Below are 18,319 nucleotides of genomic sequence, written 5' to 3'. Positions count from 1 at the left end.
CTGCTCGCCAGCTCCGCCGCTGGCGGCAGCCCGGCCAGCGCCGCGGGCGGCGCCGCCGCCGCGCAGACCGTCGCCAACCTGAACATCCCGAACTGCTTCGCCGGCGGCTCGGTCCGGGGGCTGCGCGAACTCCCCAGCGAGGCGAAGGTGGCGGATCCGGCCACCATCCTCAAGGCCCAGACCTGCACGGCGGGGGACTCCCCCACCGACGAGGTCGGCGCGTTCAACGCCGGCTTCGCCACACTCACCACCGTCCCCGCGCAGCCCACCGGCTGACCAGGCCTTTCGGCCGGACTTTCAGCACTGGCCGTCCTCGGCCGATCTACCCCCGTTAAGATGCCAGGGTGATTCGCGAGGAATGCCTGACCGACCCGGGCAGGTGCGGGTGAGCGGCAGGAGTTCGTCCGAGTCCCCGGCCTGGTGGCGCAGCCAGGCGCAGGCGCACCCGCCGGTCGACCTGAAGACCGATCAGCCTCACTCCGCCCGGATGTACGACTACTACCTCGGCGGCAAGGACAACTTCCCCGCCGACCGGGCCGCCGCCGAGCAGGCCCTCGCCAGCTTCCCGAACGCCCGCACCGCCTCCCACGCGAACCGGGCGTTCCTGGCCCGCACCACCCGCCACCTGGCCGGCGAGGTCGGGATCCGCCAGTTCCTCGACATCGGAACCGGCATCCCCACCAGCCCGAACCTGCACGAGGTCGCCCAGAGCGTCGCCTCCGACGCCCGCGTGGTGTATGCGGACAACGACCCCATCGTGCTGAGCCACGCCCGCGCGCTGCTCACCAGCACCGCCCAGGGCGCGACCGCGTATCTCGACGTCGACCTGCGTGACCCGCAGCGGATCCTCGCCGCCCCGGAGCTGCGTAGCACCCTCGACCTCACCCAGCCGGTCGCCCTCTCGGTCCTCGCGATCATGCATTTCATCCCGGACGCGGACGATCCCCACGGCCTGCTGAGCCAACTCCTCGACGGCCTGCCCCCCGGCAGCTACCTGACTCTCAGCCACGCCACCGCCGACCTCGACGAAGGCATGGAGCGCCTCGCCGCCTCCTACCGGGCCAGCGGCATCCCCGCGCAGCAACGCACCCACGCCGAGATCCTCACCTTCTTCGACGGCCTCGACCTGCTGGACCCCGGCCTGCAGTTCGTCCACCGCTGGCGCCCCGACCCCGACGCCCCGCCCACCGTCACCGACGCCGAGGTCAGCTTCTACGGCGCCGTCGCCCGCAAATCCTGACGCGCAGCTCCAGCCTCCGATCAAGGCGCCGAGCGGTTGGCTGGCTGGACGTCGGCCTTGACGAGCAGGTCCCGTACTACGGGGATCATCGGATGCTCCAGGCCCCAGAGCCGCGTGAGATCGTCGAGCAGGGCCGCCAGGGTCCGGGCTGCGGCGGGCCGGTCGCCGGTACCGAGTTGCAGCAGGCCAATCTGCCGGCGCAGGTCGAGCGCGCGGGGATCGTCCGCGCCGAAAACCCCGGGGTTCGTCCGCGAGGAGCCCGGTCAGCTGCACCATCGCCCGCCGCGTTTCACCGATCAGCGCCCGGCAGGTCGCCTCCCGCAGCCGCGCTACCAGCAGCCGCACGTCGTCCCGATCATCCTGCGCGCCGAGAACGGCGGTGAGCCGCTCGAACTCGGCGGCGGCTCGGTGGAAGTCGCCCGCCTCGAACAGGCAGTCAGCCAGTTCCGAGCGAAGCGCCAGAACATCGCTGCTGTCATCGCCCAACGCGCGAGCGGCCCGGGTCACCGTGCCGGCGAGAACCACGGCGGCCTGGCTGTGCTGGGAGGAGCGGGCCAGCGAACGTGCCTCCTCCCGGGCCCGACGCAGCGCGGCACGATCCACCTCAAACGGCGGCGCCAGCTCGCTCGGCCCAGGCTGTTCGGGGGTTTGGGGTGGCTCCGGCCGGTCGGTGGAGTGGGCGGCGACCGGCGGGTGGACGCGCGCCACGACTCTGGCGTACATGCGGGTCGGGCGGTCGACGGCCGGGTTGACGAAGCCGGGCAGGGCCGGCAGGTCCGTCACCCAGGCCAGTTGTGATTGACGGGAACACAGCGGCGGAGCGCGCAACAAAGTTGCTGGGCCGTCCGCGGGACGATGCGGATCACCCGTGGGAGCTGGAGGAGTTCACCGAGGGGTGGCTGATCCTTGAGCAGCTCGAGGGATTCGGTTCGGCCACAAAGGTGATCGAGAAGTCCACTGGAGAGGTCAGGTTTTTCCCTCCTACATATCCCCTGACCTGGTCGTGGAAGAGTACGCGTCGGTGCTGGACACCTCGCATGTAGTTCCCGTCTCCGAGATTCAGCCTTGACGGGCAAGTCAACTGGAAGGAATCTAGACCGGGCCGCGGCAGCCGCGCTGGCCGCAGAACTGTTGCGAAAACCGCAGGATGACCCAGAGCGTCCCTGGCATCTTGAAGAATTCACCGAAGGATGGCTGATCTGCATCCAGTCCGACAACATGGGTGCCGCTGCAAAAGTCATCGAGAAGATCACTGGCAATATTCGGTTTTTCCCTTCCCGCATATCACCAGATCGGATCGTCGAGGAATACGAGTCGGTGGTGGACAGCTCGCGCGTGGTGTCAATCTCCGAAATCTGGCCCTGACCGTCACCCCAGAGGCGTGCCGATTCAGTCGCTGGCCGAGGCCTGCCGCCTACGAGCACGGCGTTCCTTGAGGAACTCCTCGTAGCGATCGAGGATCTCGTACATTACGGTGAGCGGAATCGAGCCCTAATTTAACGGATCACCGAGCGTGGGCTGGGGCCACACGATCTCTCAGTCCGGCAGCCGCCGGCTCCCTGGGGACACTCCGCGGCCCGGTGTGATGTTGATCGCTCCGGGCCGCTGCCAGGTGATGGGTCGTGCCGTGCGGGTGTCACTTGACGGCGTTGGCCGGGGTGGCGATGCCGTCGGCCGAGGTGGTCTGGAGGATCTGGGTGAGCTCGTCGGCGGTGGGCTCGTGGCCGAAGTAGGTCTTGTAGAAGCTGCTGGTGACCTTGCGGAGGTCGACGTCGGCGAACAGCGACGGGTTGAGGACCTTCGCGACCCACTGGAGCACCTGCTCCAGGTTGACCTTGACCCGGTTGCCCCACGTTCTGCACGGCACGGCGCCCGAAGTATCCGCACTGAGGAACCAGCGGGCGGTGGCCACGTTGGGGGTCCGACGACTCCCTAGACTGATGGCGTACTGTCACCAGCCAGTGAGGGTTGCCGCCGTGCGTGCACTGTTGCTTGAGAGTGTTCATCCGGACGCCGCGGCGATCCTGCGGTCCGCGGGCGCCGACGTCGAGACGCTGGACCGCGCGCTCGGCGAGCGGGAGCTGATCGACGCGCTGGCCGGCGTGCAGATGCTGGGCATCCGGTCCAAGACCGAGGTCACCGAGTCCGTCCTCGACGAGGCGCCGGACCTGCTCGCCGTCGGCGCGTTCTGCATCGGCACGAACCAGGTCGCCCTCGGCGCCGCCGCCGAGCGCGGCATCGCCGTGTTCAACGCGCCGTTCTCGAACACCCGCAGCGTCGTCGAGCTGGCACTGGCCGAGATCATCGCGCTGACCCGGCGGCTGACCGTGAAGAACGCCGGCATGCACGCGGGTCTCTGGGACAAGTCCGCGCAGGCCGCGCATGAGGTCCGCGGGCGCAGCCTCGGCATCATCGGCTACGGCAACATCGGCGCGCAGCTGTCGGTGCTCGCTGAGGCGCTCGGGATGAGCGTGTACTTCTTCGACACCGCCGACAAGCTGGCGATGGGCAACGCCCGGCGCTGCGCCACCCTCGATGATCTGCTCGCCATCGCCGACGTCGTCACCCTGCACGTCGACGGCCGGGCCGGCAACAGCGGCATGTTCGGCGAGGAGCAGTTCGCCCTGATGCGCCCGGGCAGCATTTTCCTCAACCTCTCCCGGGGCTTCGTCGTCGACCATCACGCGCTGCGGGCGCACATCGAGTCCGGCCACCTCGCCGGCGCCGCGGTCGACGTCTTCCCGACCGAGCCGGCGAGCCGCGGCGAGGAGTTCAACTCCGAGCTGCGGAGTCTGCCCAACGTCATCCTCACCCCGCACATCGGCGGGTCCACCGAGGAGGCGCAGCAGGACATCGGCCGCTACGTCGCCGGCAAGCTGCGGGACTACCTCCACGACGGTGGCACGGCGATGAGCGTGAACCTGCCGCACCTCGCCCTGCCGATCCGCCCGGGCCGGCACCGCGTCGCGCACCTGCACCGCAACGTCCCCGGCGTCCTCGCGAAGATCAACAGCCTGCTCGCCGAGCACAAGGTCAACATCGAGGGTCAGCTGCTCGACACCCGCGGCGAGCTCGGCTACGTGCTGACCGACATCGCCGTCGACCATCCGCCCGCGCTGCTCGACTCGCTGGCCGCCATGCCCGAGACCGTCCGCGTCCGGAACCTGGCATGACCGCACCGGCGGCCACGGCGCTGGCACCGGGGCTGACCGAGGAGCTGCGCGCCGCGGTCGGCGAGGCGCACCTGCTCACCGACCCGTCGATCGTCGCGTCGTACGAGACCGACTGGACGGGGCGATTCCACGGCCGGGCGAGCTGCGTCGTGCGGCCGGCCGACACCGCGCAGGTCGCCGCGGTGATGACCGCGGCCGCGCGGGCGAAGGCGACCGTCTGCGTGCAGGGCGGCAACACCGGCCTCGTCGGCGGCAGCATCCCCGTCGACGGCGCCGTGCTGCTCAGCACCGCACGGCTGACCGTACTGGAGCCGGTCGAGGTGGCCGCCGGTCAGGTCACCGCGGGGGCCGGCGTCACGCTCGCCGCGCTGCAGCGCCATGTCCGCGCCGCCGGCTACGACTTCGGCGTCGACTTCGCCGCCCGGGACTCCGCCACCCTCGGCGGCATGGCCGCGACCAACGCCGGCGGCGAACGTGTGCTGCGCTACGGCACCACCCGTGCGCAGATCCTCGGCATCGAAGCAGTCCTCGCCGACGGTTCCGTCATCAGCCGCCTCGCCGGGCTACCCAAGGACAACACCGGCTATGACGTGGCCTCGCTGCTCGCCGGCAGCGAGGGCACCCTGGGGATCATCACGCGGCTGCGGCTGCGGCTCGCCCCGCTGCTCACCGAGCGGGCGGTGGCCTTGGTCGCCGTCGACGGCATCGCCGGCGCGTTGACACTGCTGCAGACCGCCCGCAACCGACTGCCCACGTTGGAGGCGGCCGAGCTGTTCCTGGCCGACGGCCTGGCGCTGGTGCGGGAGAAGACCGGCCTGCCGGCACCGTTCGCCGCGGAACACCCGGCCTACCTCGTGCTGGAGTGCGCCGGGCGGACCGACCCGACGGATGACCTGCTCGCCGCCCTCGACGCCTGCGACGCCGACGTCCTGCTGGACGCGACCGTCGCCACCGACACCCGCGGCCGGCACACCCTGTGGGCGTACCGCGAGTCCCACACCGAGGCCATCAACGCCGCCGGCGTCCCGGTGAAGCTGGACGTCGCGGTTCCCCTCACCGCGCTCGGGGAGCTCGTCGCCGCGCTCCCGACCACCATCGCCGAGGCGGCGCCCCAGGCCCGGCTGATCCTGTTCGGCCACATCAACGAGGGCAACCTGCACGTCAACATCCTGAACGCCACCGACCGCGCCGAGGCCGTCACCGACGCCGTCCTGCACCTCGTCGCCGCCCATCGCGGCAGCATCAGCGCCGAACACGGCGTCGGCCGGGCCAAGAGCCGCTGGCTGCACCTCTCCCGCTCCCCCCAGGAGATCGCGATGATGCGCGCCATCCGCCAGGGCCTCGACCCCGACGCCCTGCTCAACCCGCGCGTCCTGCTCGATGCCCCCCCGCCGACCGACCGCGGGCCGGCGGGGGCCAACTCCGCCTGAGGCCACGGCGCGCGGCGCCAGTTCGACGTCCCGAGCGTCAGCGCCAGTTCGACGTCCTGAGCGTCAGCGCCGCTCGAAAAGGTGCTGGGGCGGCGGGCCGTAACGGCCACGGAGGAAGTCCACGAGGCCGCGTACGCGTGCCTGGGCGTTCCAGTAGGGACCGCGCCGGGTGCGAGCCAGCACACCGGCGCCGAGCTGCCACAACGCGATGGTGAAGCGGACGAACGCGTGGTAGCGGCCCCAGTGGTCCCGCACGAGCAGCAGGGTGTTGCGCAGCTGTAGGTAGTCGATGGCCGCGGACGCCGAGCCGACGTAGGTGTTCTTGACCATCGCGCCCCGGACAAGCCCGGAATGCCAGTCGGCCGCCTTCGCCCGCATCGCGAGATCCGCCTCCTCGCAGTAGGCGAAGTAGCGCTCGTCGAAGATCCCGACCTCGTCGAGGCAGGCCCGCCGGGCGAGCATCAGCGTGCCATGCGGATGCCCGGCGGGCTGCCAGCCGGCGTCGACGCTGCCGGGCAGGAGGATTCCGCCCAGGTAGGGATCGACGATCGGGGTCATCCCGTCGTTCACGTCGGCGCAGGCCAGCCCCGCCCTTGGCTGGGTCGCGAGCACCGCCAGCATGTGGCTCAGGCAGGTGGGCTCGGGCACCGCGTCGTGCGGGGCGAGGGCCACCCACTCGCCCGCGTCCGGGTCGGCGAGGAACGCGCGGTAGCCGATGTTGGCCGCCGCGCCGAACCCCAGGTTCGCGCCGGCCAGCACGACGGTGACGTCCGCGGCCTCGATCCGCGGCACGACCGCGGACCCGTTGTCGACGACCGTGATCACGACCGGGACGTCCTGGGCGCGGAACGCGTCGATGGTGTCCAGCAGTCGTTCGGGCTGGTCGCGGTGGACGATGATGACCGGTAGGGGCTGCACGAACCCAGTGCTACTCCAGTCGGTGGCCGCCGCGCGCGGCGAAGCCGGCAATGCCACCAACGCCACCCGGGGCCGCCACCGACGGCAGGCGCCTCGTCAGGTGCTCGTGAGGATGACCAGCTGCCGGGTCGCCCTGGTCATCGCAACGTAGCGGTCGACCGCGCCCTCGATGCCACCGCCGAACCCATCCGGGTCGACGAGGACGACCAGGTCGAACTCGAGCCCCTTCGCGAGCTCCGGCGGCAGGGACCGGACCCGGGGCGTCGAGACGAACGTCGGGTCGCCGATGACGCAGGCCACCCCGCCGGCGTGCGCGGTGAGCCAGGTGTCGAGGATCGCGGGCAGCTCCGACGTCGAGCCGTGGCCGACGGGGATGCCGCTGGTCCGCACGGAGGTCGGCACGTTGGCGTCCGGCAGGGCCGCCCGGATCACCGGCTCGGCCGCCGCCATCACCTCCTGGGGCGTCCGGTAGTTGATGGTCAGCGAGGCGATCGTGACCTCGCCGAGGCCGACGCGGGCGAGGCGCTCCCGCCACGACTCGGTGAAGCCGTGCCGGGCCTGGGCACGGTCCCCGACGATGGTGAAGCTGCGGGACGGGCAGCGGGCGAGCAGCATCTGCCACTCGGCGTCGGTGAGCTCCTGGGCCTCGTCGACGACGATGTGCGCGAACGGCCCGGCGAGCTGGTCGGCGTCGGCGCTCGGCAGCGCGGAGTCGTCGACGAGGACGCTGCGCAGGTCGTCGCCGTACAGCATCGTCACCGCTCCCTCGCCGTCGTCGTCAGCTTCGAGCAGGCTGTCGACGACCGCGGCCATCCGTTCGCGTTCCGAGGCGACGGCGGCCGTGTGCTGGCGCCGGCGTCGGGATGCCGCCGGGTCACCGAGGCGCGCCCGGGCCGCGTCCAGCAGCGGCAGGTCGGACACGGTCCACGCCCGCGGGTCCGGGCGCCGCAGCGCGCGCAGATCGTCGGCGCCGAGCCAGGGGGCGCACATCCGCAGGTAGGCGGGCACCGACCAGAGGTCCGCGACGATGTCGGCCGCCTCGAGCATCGGCCACGCCTGGTTCAGGGTCGTGATCAGCCCCCGGTCACGCAGCACGGAGCGGCGGAACAGGTTCGCCGGGACGTCGCCGTGGTTGTCCCGCTGCTCGTGCTTCTCCCGCAACGTCGTGACCAGCGCTTCGAGGATGTCCGTGCGGGCGTCGTTGTGGGCGGTGCCAGGTTCCGCGGCCTCGAACGCCTCAGCCCAGTCGTCGGCGTCCAGCTGGAGATCGGACCAGTCGGTGGTGACGGTCAGGGTCGTGGTGGGCGGCTCCTCGTAGAACCGGACGGCCGTCTCGATCGCCCGCACCAGGTCCGCGTCCGCCTTCAGCCGCGCGACCCGCGGGTCGGTCTCCGCCGTCGCCGCTGCCCCCTCGGCGACGAGGTCGCGCAGGACGCAGGTCTGCACGCCGTCCTCACCGAGGCTGGGCAGGACGTCACCGACGTAGTTCAGGTAGGGCCGGTGCGGGCCGACGACCAGCACACCGCCACTGCGGCGCTGCCCGACGCGGGGGTCGGCGTAGAGCAGGTACGCCGAGCGGTGCAGCGCGACGACGGTCTTGCCCGTGCCCGGGCCGCCGTCGACGACGAGCGCGCCGCGCGAACCCGCCCGGATGATGGCGTCCTGGTCGGACTGGATGGTGCCGAGCACGTCGCGCATCCGGGTGGTGCGCTCGGCACCGAGGCTCGCGATGAACGCGGACTGGTCATCGAGGGCGGCGTGCCCGTCGAGCCCGTCGGCGGTGAACACCTCCTCCCAGTAGTCGCTGATCCGGCCCCGGCTCCAGCGGTACCGGCGGCGGCTGGCCAGGCCCATCGGGTTGGCGTGGGTCGCGCCGAAGAACGGTTCGGCCGCCGGGGACCGCCAGTCGAGCAGCAGCCGGCGACCGGCGCTGTCGGCGAGGCCGAGACGGCCGATGTACAGCGGCTCGGGGTCGTTGGCGGGGACGATGCGCCCGAGGCACAGGTCCAGGCCGAAGCGGCGCAGCGTTCGCAGCCGGGCGGTCAGCCGGTGGATCTCCAGGTCCCGGTCCAGCGCCGCCTGGCCCTTGCCCCCTGGTGCCCGCCGCTCGGCGTCGAGCCGGGCCGACAGGTCGGCGATCAACCGGTCGAGGCTGTCCGCGATGTCGGCGAAGTGCTGCTCGTCATCGGCGATCAGGCTCGGGTCGGCCTTCGCGGCGAGCCGCTGCGGAAGGTTGAAAGCACTGGTGGCGAGGGGGTTCACGGCATCAGCCCCAGCGACCCGTCGGCGCGCGTCCCCACCTCACGACCACCAGGTGGCCCCGCGGCACCACGCGACCCATACATCGACACCCGCACCGGCACTTCGCGACTCGCTTTCTCCAGGTTCTGCCTCGACCGGCGATTCTGCGACAGGCACCGGGTCTTGCCGCAAGCCCCTAGGTACGCTATATGTTGAAGATGGCGGGGAGTGTGACACCCCCTCCCGCCCCTCGCTCGCTGGCCGCAGGCGGCATCCCGAGAGACATCACCTGTCGCGGTCGCAGGAGTTTCGACGCGGATTTAGGCTGAGCGTCCGCCGGCTCGTGCCGGCATCGGCTGGTGAGCCCGCCGCGTCACCGCTCGGGGGTCGGACATGACGACTGATTTCGCGCATTCCAGGTCTCGCCTTTTCCCGCCGAAGCCGGCGGCAGGAATGCCCATAAAGGCGCTGCCGACGCCTTCGGAGCGCGCGGCACGAGGAAAGGACGCGCGGACCCGGGCGCCGCGTGGGGCCCACGCCGACTACGAACCGGCGTCGGAGCGCACCGACCCGGTCGAGGTGATCGAGCGGCAGTCGCGGACCCGGCTACCGGAACTCGTCCCCATCCGCTACCAGCGGATGATGGAGTCGCCGTTCCGGTTCTACCGGGGCGCCGCCGCGATCATGGCGGCTGACCTCGCCCGGACGCCGACGTCGGGGATCGACGTGCAGCTCTGCGGGGACGCGCACCTGCTCAACTTCCGGCTCCTCGCCTCCCCCGAACGCCGCCTCATGTTCGACATCAACGACTTCGACGAGACCCTCCCCGGCCCCTGGGAATGGGACGTGAAACGGCTTGCGACCAGCCTCGTCATCGCCGGCCGCGGCAACGACTTCACCGTGGACGAACGGCGCCGGGTCGTCACCGACATGGTCGGGGCATACCGCCTGTGGATGCGGCGGTTCGCGGCGATGACCAACCTCGACGTCTGGTACAGCCACGCCGACGCCGACGAACTGGCCAGGCAGTTCGCCGACCTGCTGGGCCGGCGCGGCGCAAGGCGCCTGTCCCGGGCGACGACCCGGGCCCGCTCACGTGACCAACTGCGAGCGTTCAACAAGCTGACCAGGGTCGTCGACGGCGAGCGGCGCTTCGTGTCCGACCCGCCGCTGCTCGTCCCGGTCAGCGAGCTCGTCGCCGGAACCGAACACGCGCTGCTGATCGGCGAGCTCGCCTCCATCGTCGACCGGTATGCCGCCACCCTGTCGACCGATCGGCGCTCGCTGCTCGCCCAGTACCGGCTCGTCGACTTCGCCCGCAAGGTCGTCGGCGTCGGCAGCGTCGGCACCCGCTGCTGGGTCGCGCTGCTGCTCGGCCGCGACGGCGACGACCCCCTCCTACTACAGGTCAAGGAGGCCGGGACCTCGGTCCTCGCCGATCACCTGCCGGGCAGCGAATATGACAACCAAGGCGAACGGGTCGTCGCCGGACAGCGCCTGATGCAGGCCACCAGCGACATCTTCCTCGGCTGGCAACGGGTCGACGCCCTCGACGGCAAGCGCGACTTCTACCTCCGGCAGCTGCAGGACTGGAAGGGTGTGGCGGTCGCCGAGGACATGGTCCCCGAAGGGCTGGCGCTGTTCGGCCGGGCGTGCGCCGGCACCCTCGCCCGGGCCCACGCGCGGTCGGGGGACCGCATCGCGATCGCGGCCTACCTCGGCACCGGCGAGGGCTTCGACCGGGCGATCGCACGGTTCGCGGAGGCCTACGCCGACCAGAACGAGGCCGACCACGGCGCCCTGGTCGAGGCCGCCCGCACCGGACGGGTCACAGCCGCCAGCACCTGACAGCGGCATCCCCCAGACGGCCTCTCGTGGATCTTCGAATCGGACGCCGTCCTGGTTTCCTCGTCCGGGCCCAGGTCACGCACGCGGCGGCGTCGTTGCGTCCGGCACACGCCACGCTGTGCTCGTCCCGGCCCCGACCGCCATGAACGCGCCGACCGTGAGCAGCACGATCCCCGGAATCGCATGGTGCACATGCACGCCGGAGGTCGTGACGTTGTCATGAAACGGCCCCCGCCCGGCCCGGATGAGTCGAGCGACGGTCCGGGTGATCGCGAAGGTCAGCACGAACGCGATGAAGCTGAGCATGAGCGGGAGCTTGTGGGCGCCCTCGATGTCGCGGTCCCACCAGTGGCTGAGCGACTCGGCGGGAGACCAGTCGGCGGCGTTCACCGCATTGATCAGAATCAAGGTTGGCCTTCGCGCTGTCGAACTCACCTCAGGTCAGCGAAGTATGGCGTCCGCGGTCTTCTTCAGCGCGCTCGGCTGGGCCGGGCTGTGCGGGGCCTTCTCGCGGGCCGCCGACAGGCGCTGGCCGATCTCGGTCAGCTGCTTGCGGCCCAGGCCCGCCCGCACCCGGGGGAACCAGCCTGTTTCCTCTTCCTCGATGTGGTGCGTGACGGTCTCGATGAGGACGGCCGTCTTGGCGTCGAAGCGCTCGGCCTCGGGGCTCATCGCGGCCAGTTCCAGGACCAGGACATCAGCGACGTGGTGCTCCTCGTAGGACTCGAGGATCTCGTCCGTCAGCTCGGGCAGGAGCCGCCGGACCTCCGGGTACATGACCTCGTTCTCGATGTAGGTGTGTACCGTCAACAACTCGATGATTTTCTCGACGAGCCGGTCCTTGCTCTTCGTCGCTCCCTCACCGGCCGCCTCGAATTTCTTGAAGGCGAGCCGAATCTCCTTGTGGTCGTCTTTCAGCTGAACAATCGCATCCGCCGACATGTGAATCCTCCAGCACTCGAGCACTCCGTCGCCCTGACCGCCCTGCCCGCTGCCCACTTGGCAAAACGCGGCCACTCGGGCCGCAGTGGACGATCACAATATTCAGGGCCACAAAGCACTGCCAACCGCGCGAAGCCGACGAACAGAAGCATCACGGATTGCCGTACGACCAGTTCGAGGCACTTATCTGAACCACCGGCGCGCCCGCCAGCCACCGCAATCCGCTGCCGTCGGGGCACTGAATCACGCCGACGCCGACGCCGACGCTGCCGCCGTCGCGTCGCCGGTGCGGTGGCGGCGGCGGAAGGAGGCGCTCTTGGCACGGTTGCCGCAGGCCGCCATGTCGCACCAGCGACGGGAGGCGTTGCGGGAGGCGTCGACGTAGACCCAGCGACAGTCCTCCCCCCGGCAGGCCTTGAGCCGGGGCCAGCCGGGCCGGGCGTTGGCGCGCAGCAGGGCGGTGACGGTCGCGGCGCCGACGTCGCGGATGAGATCGGCGGGGCCGTCGGCGCGTAGGGACGGCGTGCCCCCCAGGTCGAGGCGCAGGGTGAGGCCGTCGAGGACGGCCGTGTCCACCTCCGTCTCGAAGCCGTTGTTGCGCAGTGCCAGGCCGCGGATGACGGCCCGCAGGGCGCGCAGCATCGCCAGAGACTCGGCGGCGTCGGGCCGCCGGGGTCCGCCGTCGGCCGGCAGGGCCAGGCCCAGGCCCGACCACCAGGTGCGCATCCCGGCCGCGTCGGCCAGCTCGTCCGGCTCCCCGGGCTCGCCGTGCGCGGTGTTGGCCACCGCGACGAGCAGGTCCTCGTCTCCGATTCCGGGCCAGGCCGTCAGCTCCACCACGTAACCACCGTACGCGTTTAATCGGTTGACGAACCCGGTAACCGGTGTGACCGTTACGGCGGTTGCGCCGCGGTGGTGTGGCGCCAGGACCGGGAGGTTCCGATGGCATCGTGCGAGGCCCAGGCCGGGGTTGGACCTGGCCTGCGGGTGCGATCCGGCGAGCTGTCGATCCTGCTGGCCGCGGTCGCCTACGGGCTGAGCACGACGCTGTCCGTGGCCGCGCTGCACGCCGTGCGGCCGCTGGATCTGCTGGCGGTCGAGCTCGCCGGCGCCGCCGCGGTGCTGCTCGGCGCCGCGTTGGTCACCGGCCGGCTGCGCCGGCGCGGCGCGGTGCGGCAGATGATGCTCGGGGCGCTCGTCCCCGGTCTGGGCTACCTGCTCGGCGATTTCGGGCTGGACCGCACCAGCGCGTCGAACGGCAGTCTGCTGCTGGCCGCCGAGCCGCTGCTGACCGTCCTGCTGGCCGTGGTCGCCCTGCACGAGCGGCCCGAGCGCCGGGCCGTAGTCGCGCTCGCCTTCGGGCTGGCCGGGGGCGTGCTCGTGGCGCTCGATCCCGGCTCGCCCGGCCAGCCCGCCGGCACGACGACCGGCAATCTCCTCGTCCTCGCCGGAGTCGCCGTGAGTGCGGTGTTCGTCGTGGCGACCCGCCGCTACAGCGACGACGACGGCGACGCCCTCAACGCCAGCGCCTGGCAGACCGCGGGCGGCGCGGTGACCGCGACACCGTTCGTCGCCGCCGCCTGGGCCAGCGGTGACAGTCAGCTCACCACGGCCGACGCCGCCGGCTGGGCGGCGTGCGCCGGTGTCCTGCTCTGCGGCGCGGTGGCCGGGATCGCGTTCAACCGGGGCATTGGCCGGATGCCCGCAGCGCGAGCCAGCCAGCTGCTGAACCTGACCCCCGCGATCGGCACGCTGAGCGCCGTCACGCTCCTCGGCGAGCACCCGACGGCGCCGCAACTCGCGGGCGGCGTGGCCCTTTTCGTCGGCCTGACGCTCCTGCTGCGCGGCGCGCCTGACCCCGCGCCGCGGCAGCCGGCCCTGGATCAGGCTGTCGACGTGCCCGCGGCGCCTGCCGTCCCCGCGGCGTCGACGACCGCGGCGACGAGGGCCTCGCCGGTGTAGGCGACGCCGCCGAGGCCCCAGCCGCCGTCGGGGGCGTTGAGGATGTTGACCCAGGTATCGGCACGGTCGTGGTCGTCGACGGTGAGCGTGTCGACGATGTCGGTCGCCGCGGCGATGAACGCCGCGCGGCCGGCCAGGTCGGGCAGGCCGATGTTCGGCAGCTTGAGCTCGACCATGACCATCCGGCTGCGGCGCCCGCCCGCATAGACGTCCACCGGGTCCAGGACCTGGACGGTGCCGCCGATGATGCTGGTCAGGAAGGTGTTACCGGCGGCGCCGCTGGCCTCGACCAGGGCCGTCGTCAGTCGCGGCAGGATCTCGCGCCGGCCGGCCTCGGTGAGTTCTCCCCGCGCGGCGGTGACGGTAATGGGCATGGTGACCTCCAACAATGCTCTAGGACGTACGTACTAGCGAGAATGCTGCCCTAGGATGGTCGTACTAGTCAAGGGAGAGGGGAGCCGGGCCATGGCCGACACCCGAAGCCGCATGGTCGACGCCGCGATCCGCGGGCTACAGCGGCACGGCGCCGCCGGCATGTCGTTCACCGATGTCCTCCAGGACAGCGGCGCGGCCCGCGGCGCGATCTACCACCATTTCCCCGGCGGCAAGACCCAGCTCGTCGCCGAGGCGGCCGCGCGCAACGGGGAGGAGGTGCGCGCCGCCCTCGCCACCCTGCCCGCCGGCGACCCGCGGACCGTGGTCACGGCATTCCTCGACGCGATCCGGCCGGTGCTCGCCGCCTCAACGGCCGGCGGTGGCTGCGCGGTCGCCGCGATCACCGTCGGCGCCGGCGAACCCGGCTCCGGCGAGACCGACCTGCGGCGCGCCGCCGCCGGCATCTTCGCCTCGTGGGGCCAGATCCTGGCCGAACGGCTGGAGTCCCCCGACCTTGCGCCCACCGAGGCAGGTGAACTGGCCACCACGCTGATCATGCTGTTGGAGGGCGCGCACGTCCTCTGCCGAGCCGCCGGCGACCTCGAACCGTTCGAACAGGCCGCGCGCACCGCCGTCGCGCTGACCCGCGCGCGCCTGGCGTGATGAACGCGTCCGCCGGCGGCTGACGCGCACCCGCCACCGACCACCGCGGCGAATGACGGAAACGACCCGGTCTGTGGCCGCGGCCTGGCTATGCTTCCGACACGTAGCGCATCCGTGATCGTCGGAGGTTCGGGTGGCTGCCGGCATCGGGGGGTGCCAGGTGCACGCGTTCAGGTATCGGTCATGGACGTTCTGGCCGCGTGCGGTGGCCTGCCTCGCCGGCCTGTCGCTGGCCGTCACGATCACCGGTTGCGGTGGGAAGGACGACGGCGGTGACGTCCCGCCACCGGCACCCCGGCCCGCGGTGGCCAGGTGCCCGTCGGCTCCGACCGCGCCGGCCCTCGATCCGGCCGAGGAGCACCAGGTAAGCGTCAAGGACCTGCGCGTTCTCGATGGGAAGGTTCAACCGGACGGCAGGATCAACGTTTCGGGACGGCGCCATTACCTGGCCGGCACGCTCGCCAGCCCGCTCCCGGCCGATACGCGGCTGTGGGTCGTGACCCATCCCGCCTCCGGCGGCTACTACCTCCAGGCCGGCCCCGTCGTCGCGGCGACGGCCAGCGGTGGTTTCGCCACCTCGTTCAACCTCGGCATCAACGACGTGCCCGCAGCCGGATCGAACGAGGTCCGCCTGGTGCAGGTCGCCGCCGCCACCGGCGCGTACTTCACGAGCTGCCACCCGACGGCCGAGGTGAACCCGAGGCTGCCGAACGTGCCGCCCTGGCACGAGGTGGGCCAACTCGTCGTACTCAAAAGCTGAGATCGCCCCGGAAGGTCGGAGCCACCATGCAGCCCGACGACGCCGCCGGGGGTCGGCCGGACACGGACGGCCCGGACATTCGGCTCGCACCCGCGGACCGCGACGCGTTTCTGGCCGCGCTCGCCGCCACCGCGGCGGACGAGCACACCATCAGAATGCTGCTGGCGAGGATCACCTTCCCGATGAGCCGGGTGCCGTTCACGGCGGCGACACCGCTGCTGCGCTGGTCGGAGGTGTTTCGCGAACTGGACAACGGTGTGATCGCCGTCCCCTACCGACGGCTGCTGACCGCGGCGCTCGATCAGTGGCGCCACCATCCGACGTTCACCCGGCTGCGCGACACCTACCTGGCGGACCCGGAGCCGGAGCCGGACCCGGCTCCGTCGCCCGCGCCGCCCGGTCCGGGCGAGGGCACCGTTTGCGGAGGCGCCGTCGGGCGGACCAGTGTCCCGCGTTCGGGCCGTCGTCATCCTGGCTGGTCGCTGATCTCCGGCGCCGGGATCGTCGCGGTGGCGTTGCTCGCGGGACTGGTCTGGGCGCTAGCCCGGCCCGAGAGGTCCTGTGACCCGACGAGCGGGAAGGCCGTCGACGCGAGAGCGCGCCTGCCGACCGACGGCGACATCTCATCTCTGACGGTGACCACCGCGCGCTTTTCGCTGGACACCGCTCGAACTCCCGTCGCGCACCTGGCCCTTTCATTTGGCGGAAAGCCGCCGCCCGGCTATCGGGTGGAGTTGTTCAGCCGGCAGGTGACGAAAACGGAAGAGGCCAACTCGGTGGGCCGTTCGACCGCCGGGGACGGAGTCCTTGACGGCAACGGCATCTATCGGCCTGCCGCCGCGATCCGCACGCCGACCAGATGCTGGCGACAGACCGTCACCCTGGGCACGCCGAACGAGATCGGCATCATCTTCGGCATGTTCGTCGTCCTGCTGGACGAGCAGGCGTACGAGTCCTTCGTCCGATCTCCGGCGCGGGTCCTGTACGAGAAGAACGACCTCCGGGAGGGCCCCGGCCGGGCTCTGTTCGTCAGCGAGTTCTCGTTGCGGACCTGACCGCCACCCGCGGCTGTCAGGGGTCAGGTCGTGGGTTCGGTGGAAGAGTCATCCGGAGGCCCACGGCTCAGCGCGAGCCGCCCGACCGGCAGCCCGAGGAAGAACCATGTCGCCGAACGTCGTCTCGCCGGCTGCCAGTCCGGTGTACGCCAGCCCGACCGATATGGCGACCTACGGTGCGTACACCCCCGGCGCCACCGCCGGACCGGGCTCGGCCAACTCGGAAAGCGCCAGCAGCGCCACCTGTCGGACCGGCGGCGACACCAACGACGTGGTCGCCGGCGTCGGGATCCTGCAGACCGTCGGCACCGGAACGGCGCAGAGCAATCTGCACGTCAAGGGCATCGTTCCCTTTGACGGCACTGCCGAGTACGTCAGCGCCAACGGATACTCCGCCGGCGTCGTCGACACCGACACGACACAGGCGCGGGCAATCGGTGGAACGGGCGGTTCGGGAGGCGGCCTCGATGCCGCGTTCGGTTCCACGCCGTACGCCATGTGCCTCGACCCCGGCGACACGATCACGGGCACCCAGGTCGTGATGAACAGCGTCGCGGGGCCGAGCAGCAGCGGCGGCACCGCACTCGCGGTGGCCACCTGCCCTGCGGACACGCGCCTGCTCGGCGGCGGCGCACGGACGACCCCGGGCACCGCGGGCAGCCTCAAGCCCGTCGTCAGCTACCCCACGTTCCTGGACGGCACCGGCACGGGCACGCACGACAACGGCGCCATCGCCGCCGCCGACGGGGCGACCAACCCGGACTCCTGGGCGGCGGGCGGCCTCAACCGCGGAAACACCGGCAGCGGCTACACCACCTATGCCTACGCGATCTGCAGCGGGGACGACATCAATGTCAGCGGCGTGACCGTGACCGTGCATTACAACGAGACGACCGGCCCGACCAGCGTCGCCGCCCCGCAGAAGACCACCACCGGTTGCGGCGAGGGCGACGGAACCCTGATCAGCGGCGGTAGCCCGCTCACGACCTCGCCGGCGCACTGGACATCCACCACGCACACGAGCGGTATGGGCTCCACGAGCGCGACCAGGTCGCACGTCTGGGCATTGTGCCTGGCCGGCAACTGACCGTTATTCACAACAGAAACAACCTCTGACGCGACGCTGCACCACGGCCCCGGCGGCGGGCACGGCATTCGGTGCCCAGCCCGCCCGCCGGGGCTACCTTCCGTGCTGGATCTATCGCTTGCGGCTCGCCTTCCCAAAATAAATGCATCGGCCCCGGCGGCAGGCAGCTGGGCGTCGTGACCGTGCTGCCCGGCGGCGCGCTCTCCGTGACCGGCGGCCAGATCAGCGGCGCGGTGGCCAGCAGCCAGGCCGCCGCCATCACCCTGCGCCAAAGCTCGGTGAACGGCGCCGTCGCCGTCCTGGGCACCACCGGCTACGCCCTGATCGGTTCGGACCACCTGCCCTGCGCGGGCAACACCCTCACCGGTGCCCTTGACGTCAGCCGCGGCACCGGCGGCGTGCAGATCACCGGCAACACCGTCACCGGCGCCCGCCTCGGCCAGTGCCGATGAGGCCGGTGGGACCGTCCGCAGGGAAGGAGACAGCACACCGCGGGTAAAAACCAATCCAGCCGTGGGGGGGGGGGGGGCGGCCCCCCCCCCCCCCCCCCCCCGCGGCCCGGCGGGCCGCCCCCGGCCCCCCGCCCCCCCCCAAAACTCGTACAGACCCCAAAATAATAAAAACG

The 18,319-nt window shown here is 71.4% G+C and carries 19 protein-coding genes and 1 pseudogene; 13 read left to right on the top strand and 7 right to left on the bottom strand.

The window, feature by feature from the left end; translation table 11 throughout:
* The 4 genes and pseudogenes from MXD58_RS05805 to MXD58_RS05795 form a co-directional block, all read left to right on the top strand.
* Positions 1–276: pseudogene (locus MXD58_RS05805) on the top strand (hypothetical protein); the annotation flags it as partial.
* A gap of 82 nt (positions 277–358) precedes the next feature.
* Positions 359–1,240 carry an SAM-dependent methyltransferase gene (locus MXD58_RS05800; protein ID WP_248839693.1) on the top strand — a complete coding sequence of 294 codons (882 nt, stop codon included), beginning with the start codon at positions 359–361 and terminating at the stop codon, positions 1,238–1,240.
* Between the two features lie 794 nt (positions 1,241–2,034).
* Positions 2,035–2,283, top strand: a complete 249-nt coding sequence (locus MXD58_RS31605) for an SUKH-4 family immunity protein (protein WP_518477237.1) — start codon at positions 2,035–2,037, stop codon at positions 2,281–2,283.
* 22 nt (positions 2,284–2,305) lie between these two features.
* Positions 2,306–2,605, top strand: coding sequence for an SUKH-4 family immunity protein (locus MXD58_RS05795; RefSeq protein ID WP_248839692.1), 300 nt, complete (start codon positions 2,306–2,308; stop codon positions 2,603–2,605).
* Positions 2,606–2,876: 271 nt separating this feature from the next.
* Here the strand turns inward: MXD58_RS05795 and MXD58_RS05790 are convergent, their stop codons facing one another.
* Complete coding sequence (locus MXD58_RS05790; RefSeq protein ID WP_250609094.1) at positions 2,877–3,152, bottom strand: hypothetical protein; 276 nt, start codon at positions 3,150–3,152, stop codon at positions 2,877–2,879.
* 64 nt (positions 3,153–3,216) lie between these two features.
* Between MXD58_RS05790 and serA the strand changes: the two genes are divergently transcribed.
* Positions 3,217–4,413 carry a phosphoglycerate dehydrogenase gene (gene serA, locus MXD58_RS05785; protein ID WP_248839690.1) on the top strand — a complete coding sequence of 399 codons (1,197 nt, stop codon included), beginning with the start codon at positions 3,217–3,219 and terminating at the stop codon, positions 4,411–4,413.
* On the top strand, positions 4,410–5,843 hold the full coding sequence (locus tag MXD58_RS05780) for an FAD-binding oxidoreductase (RefSeq protein ID WP_248839689.1): 1,434 nt from the start codon (positions 4,410–4,412) through the stop codon (positions 5,841–5,843). Before serA ends, MXD58_RS05780 begins: the two co-directional genes overlap by 4 nt.
* 63 nt (positions 5,844–5,906) lie before the next feature.
* On the opposite strand, the gene MXD58_RS05775 is transcribed toward MXD58_RS05780, so the two are convergent.
* Together MXD58_RS05775 and helR are read right to left on the bottom strand one after the other, a co-directional pair.
* Positions 5,907–6,761, bottom strand: coding sequence for a glycosyltransferase (locus tag MXD58_RS05775; RefSeq protein WP_248839688.1), 855 nt, complete (start codon positions 6,759–6,761; stop codon positions 5,907–5,909).
* 96 nt (positions 6,762–6,857) lie between these two features.
* A complete protein-coding gene (helR, locus tag MXD58_RS05770) occupies positions 6,858–9,023 on the bottom strand; it encodes an RNA polymerase recycling motor ATPase HelR (protein ID WP_248839687.1) in 2,166 nt (721 codons plus the stop codon).
* 432 nt (positions 9,024–9,455) lie between these two features.
* Here helR and MXD58_RS05765 point away from each other — a divergent pair, with 432 nt between their 5' ends.
* Positions 9,456–10,850: a DUF2252 domain-containing protein gene (locus tag MXD58_RS05765; RefSeq protein ID WP_248839686.1), complete on the top strand. Its 1,395-nt coding sequence runs from the start codon at positions 9,456–9,458 to the stop codon at positions 10,848–10,850.
* A 75-nt stretch (positions 10,851–10,925) separates the two neighbouring features.
* Here MXD58_RS05765 and MXD58_RS05760 read toward each other — a convergent pair whose 3' ends face one another.
* The 3 genes from MXD58_RS05760 to MXD58_RS05750 all read right to left on the bottom strand — a co-directional run bounded on the left by MXD58_RS05760 (position 10,926) and on the right by MXD58_RS05750 (position 12,632).
* Entirely contained in the window at positions 10,926–11,258 is a 333-nt protein-coding gene (locus MXD58_RS05760; RefSeq protein ID WP_250609093.1) for a hypothetical protein, read from the bottom strand.
* A gap of 33 nt (positions 11,259–11,291) precedes the next feature.
* Positions 11,292–11,792, bottom strand: coding sequence for a hemerythrin domain-containing protein (locus tag MXD58_RS05755; RefSeq protein WP_248839684.1), 501 nt, complete (start codon positions 11,790–11,792; stop codon positions 11,292–11,294).
* 243 nt (positions 11,793–12,035) lie between these two features.
* Positions 12,036–12,632: a CGNR zinc finger domain-containing protein gene (locus tag MXD58_RS05750; RefSeq protein ID WP_248839683.1), complete on the bottom strand. Its 597-nt coding sequence runs from the start codon at positions 12,630–12,632 to the stop codon at positions 12,036–12,038.
* A gap of 102 nt (positions 12,633–12,734) precedes the next feature.
* Between MXD58_RS05750 and MXD58_RS05745 the strand changes: the two genes are divergently transcribed.
* Positions 12,735–13,754: a DMT family transporter gene (locus MXD58_RS05745; protein WP_248839682.1), complete on the top strand. Its 1,020-nt coding sequence runs from the start codon at positions 12,735–12,737 to the stop codon at positions 13,752–13,754.
* Here MXD58_RS05745 and MXD58_RS05740 read toward each other — a convergent pair.
* Positions 13,676–14,128 carry a hypothetical protein gene (locus MXD58_RS05740; protein ID WP_248839681.1) on the bottom strand — a complete coding sequence of 151 codons (453 nt, stop codon included), beginning with the start codon at positions 14,126–14,128 and terminating at the stop codon, positions 13,676–13,678. The genes MXD58_RS05745 and MXD58_RS05740 overlap by 79 nt on opposite strands.
* A gap of 91 nt (positions 14,129–14,219) precedes the next feature.
* Between MXD58_RS05740 and MXD58_RS05735 the strand changes: the two genes are divergently transcribed.
* The 5 genes from MXD58_RS05735 (at position 14,220) to MXD58_RS05715 (ending at position 18,146) form a co-directional block, all read left to right on the top strand.
* Positions 14,220–14,792 (top strand): TetR/AcrR family transcriptional regulator, encoded by a 573-nt coding sequence (locus MXD58_RS05735; RefSeq protein WP_248839680.1) that lies wholly within the window; start codon positions 14,220–14,222, stop codon positions 14,790–14,792.
* A gap of 160 nt (positions 14,793–14,952) precedes the next feature.
* Positions 14,953–15,552: a hypothetical protein gene (locus MXD58_RS05730; protein WP_248839679.1), complete on the top strand. Its 600-nt coding sequence runs from the start codon at positions 14,953–14,955 to the stop codon at positions 15,550–15,552.
* A gap of 26 nt (positions 15,553–15,578) precedes the next feature.
* The gene (locus tag MXD58_RS05725; RefSeq protein WP_248839678.1) at positions 15,579–16,607 is read left to right on the top strand and encodes an effector-associated domain EAD1-containing protein; all 1,029 of its coding nucleotides are present in this window, start codon (positions 15,579–15,581) and stop codon (positions 16,605–16,607) included.
* Positions 16,608–16,713: 106 nt separating this feature from the next.
* The gene (locus MXD58_RS05720) at positions 16,714–17,694 is read left to right on the top strand and encodes a hypothetical protein (protein WP_248839677.1); all 981 of its coding nucleotides are present in this window, start codon (positions 16,714–16,716) and stop codon (positions 17,692–17,694) included.
* Positions 17,695–17,870: 176 nt separating this feature from the next.
* On the top strand, positions 17,871–18,146 hold the full coding sequence (locus tag MXD58_RS05715; RefSeq protein WP_248839676.1) for a hypothetical protein: 276 nt from the start codon (positions 17,871–17,873) through the stop codon (positions 18,144–18,146).
* Positions 18,147–18,319: the final 173 nt, after the last annotated feature.

Source organism: Frankia sp. AgKG'84/4 (genome assembly GCF_023242965.2).
Classification (GTDB): Bacteria; Actinomycetota; Actinomycetes; order Frankiales; family Frankiaceae; genus Frankia.
This window is presented reverse-complemented; position numbering and strand designations above follow the sequence as displayed.

Coding starts and splice junctions, on each gene's coding strand:
- MXD58_RS05800 (WP_248839693.1), top strand. CDS start 359: ATGCCTGACCGACCCGGGCAGGTGCGGGTGAGCGGCAGGAGTTCGTCC.
- MXD58_RS05780 (WP_248839689.1), top strand. CDS start 4,410: ATGACCGCACCGGCGGCCACGGCGCTGGCACCGGGGCTGACCGAGGAG.
- MXD58_RS05765 (WP_248839686.1), top strand. CDS start 9,456: ATGCCCATAAAGGCGCTGCCGACGCCTTCGGAGCGCGCGGCACGAGGA.
- MXD58_RS05755 (WP_248839684.1), bottom strand. CDS start 11,792: ATGTCGGCGGATGCGATTGTTCAGCTGAAAGACGACCACAAGGAGATT.
- MXD58_RS05745 (WP_248839682.1), top strand. CDS start 12,735: ATGGCATCGTGCGAGGCCCAGGCCGGGGTTGGACCTGGCCTGCGGGTG.
- MXD58_RS05740 (WP_248839681.1), bottom strand. CDS start 14,128: ATGCCCATTACCGTCACCGCCGCGCGGGGAGAACTCACCGAGGCCGGC.
- MXD58_RS05735 (WP_248839680.1), top strand. CDS start 14,220: ATGGCCGACACCCGAAGCCGCATGGTCGACGCCGCGATCCGCGGGCTA.
- MXD58_RS05725 (WP_248839678.1), top strand. CDS start 15,579: ATGCAGCCCGACGACGCCGCCGGGGGTCGGCCGGACACGGACGGCCCG.
- MXD58_RS05720 (WP_248839677.1), top strand. CDS start 16,714: ATGTCGCCGAACGTCGTCTCGCCGGCTGCCAGTCCGGTGTACGCCAGC.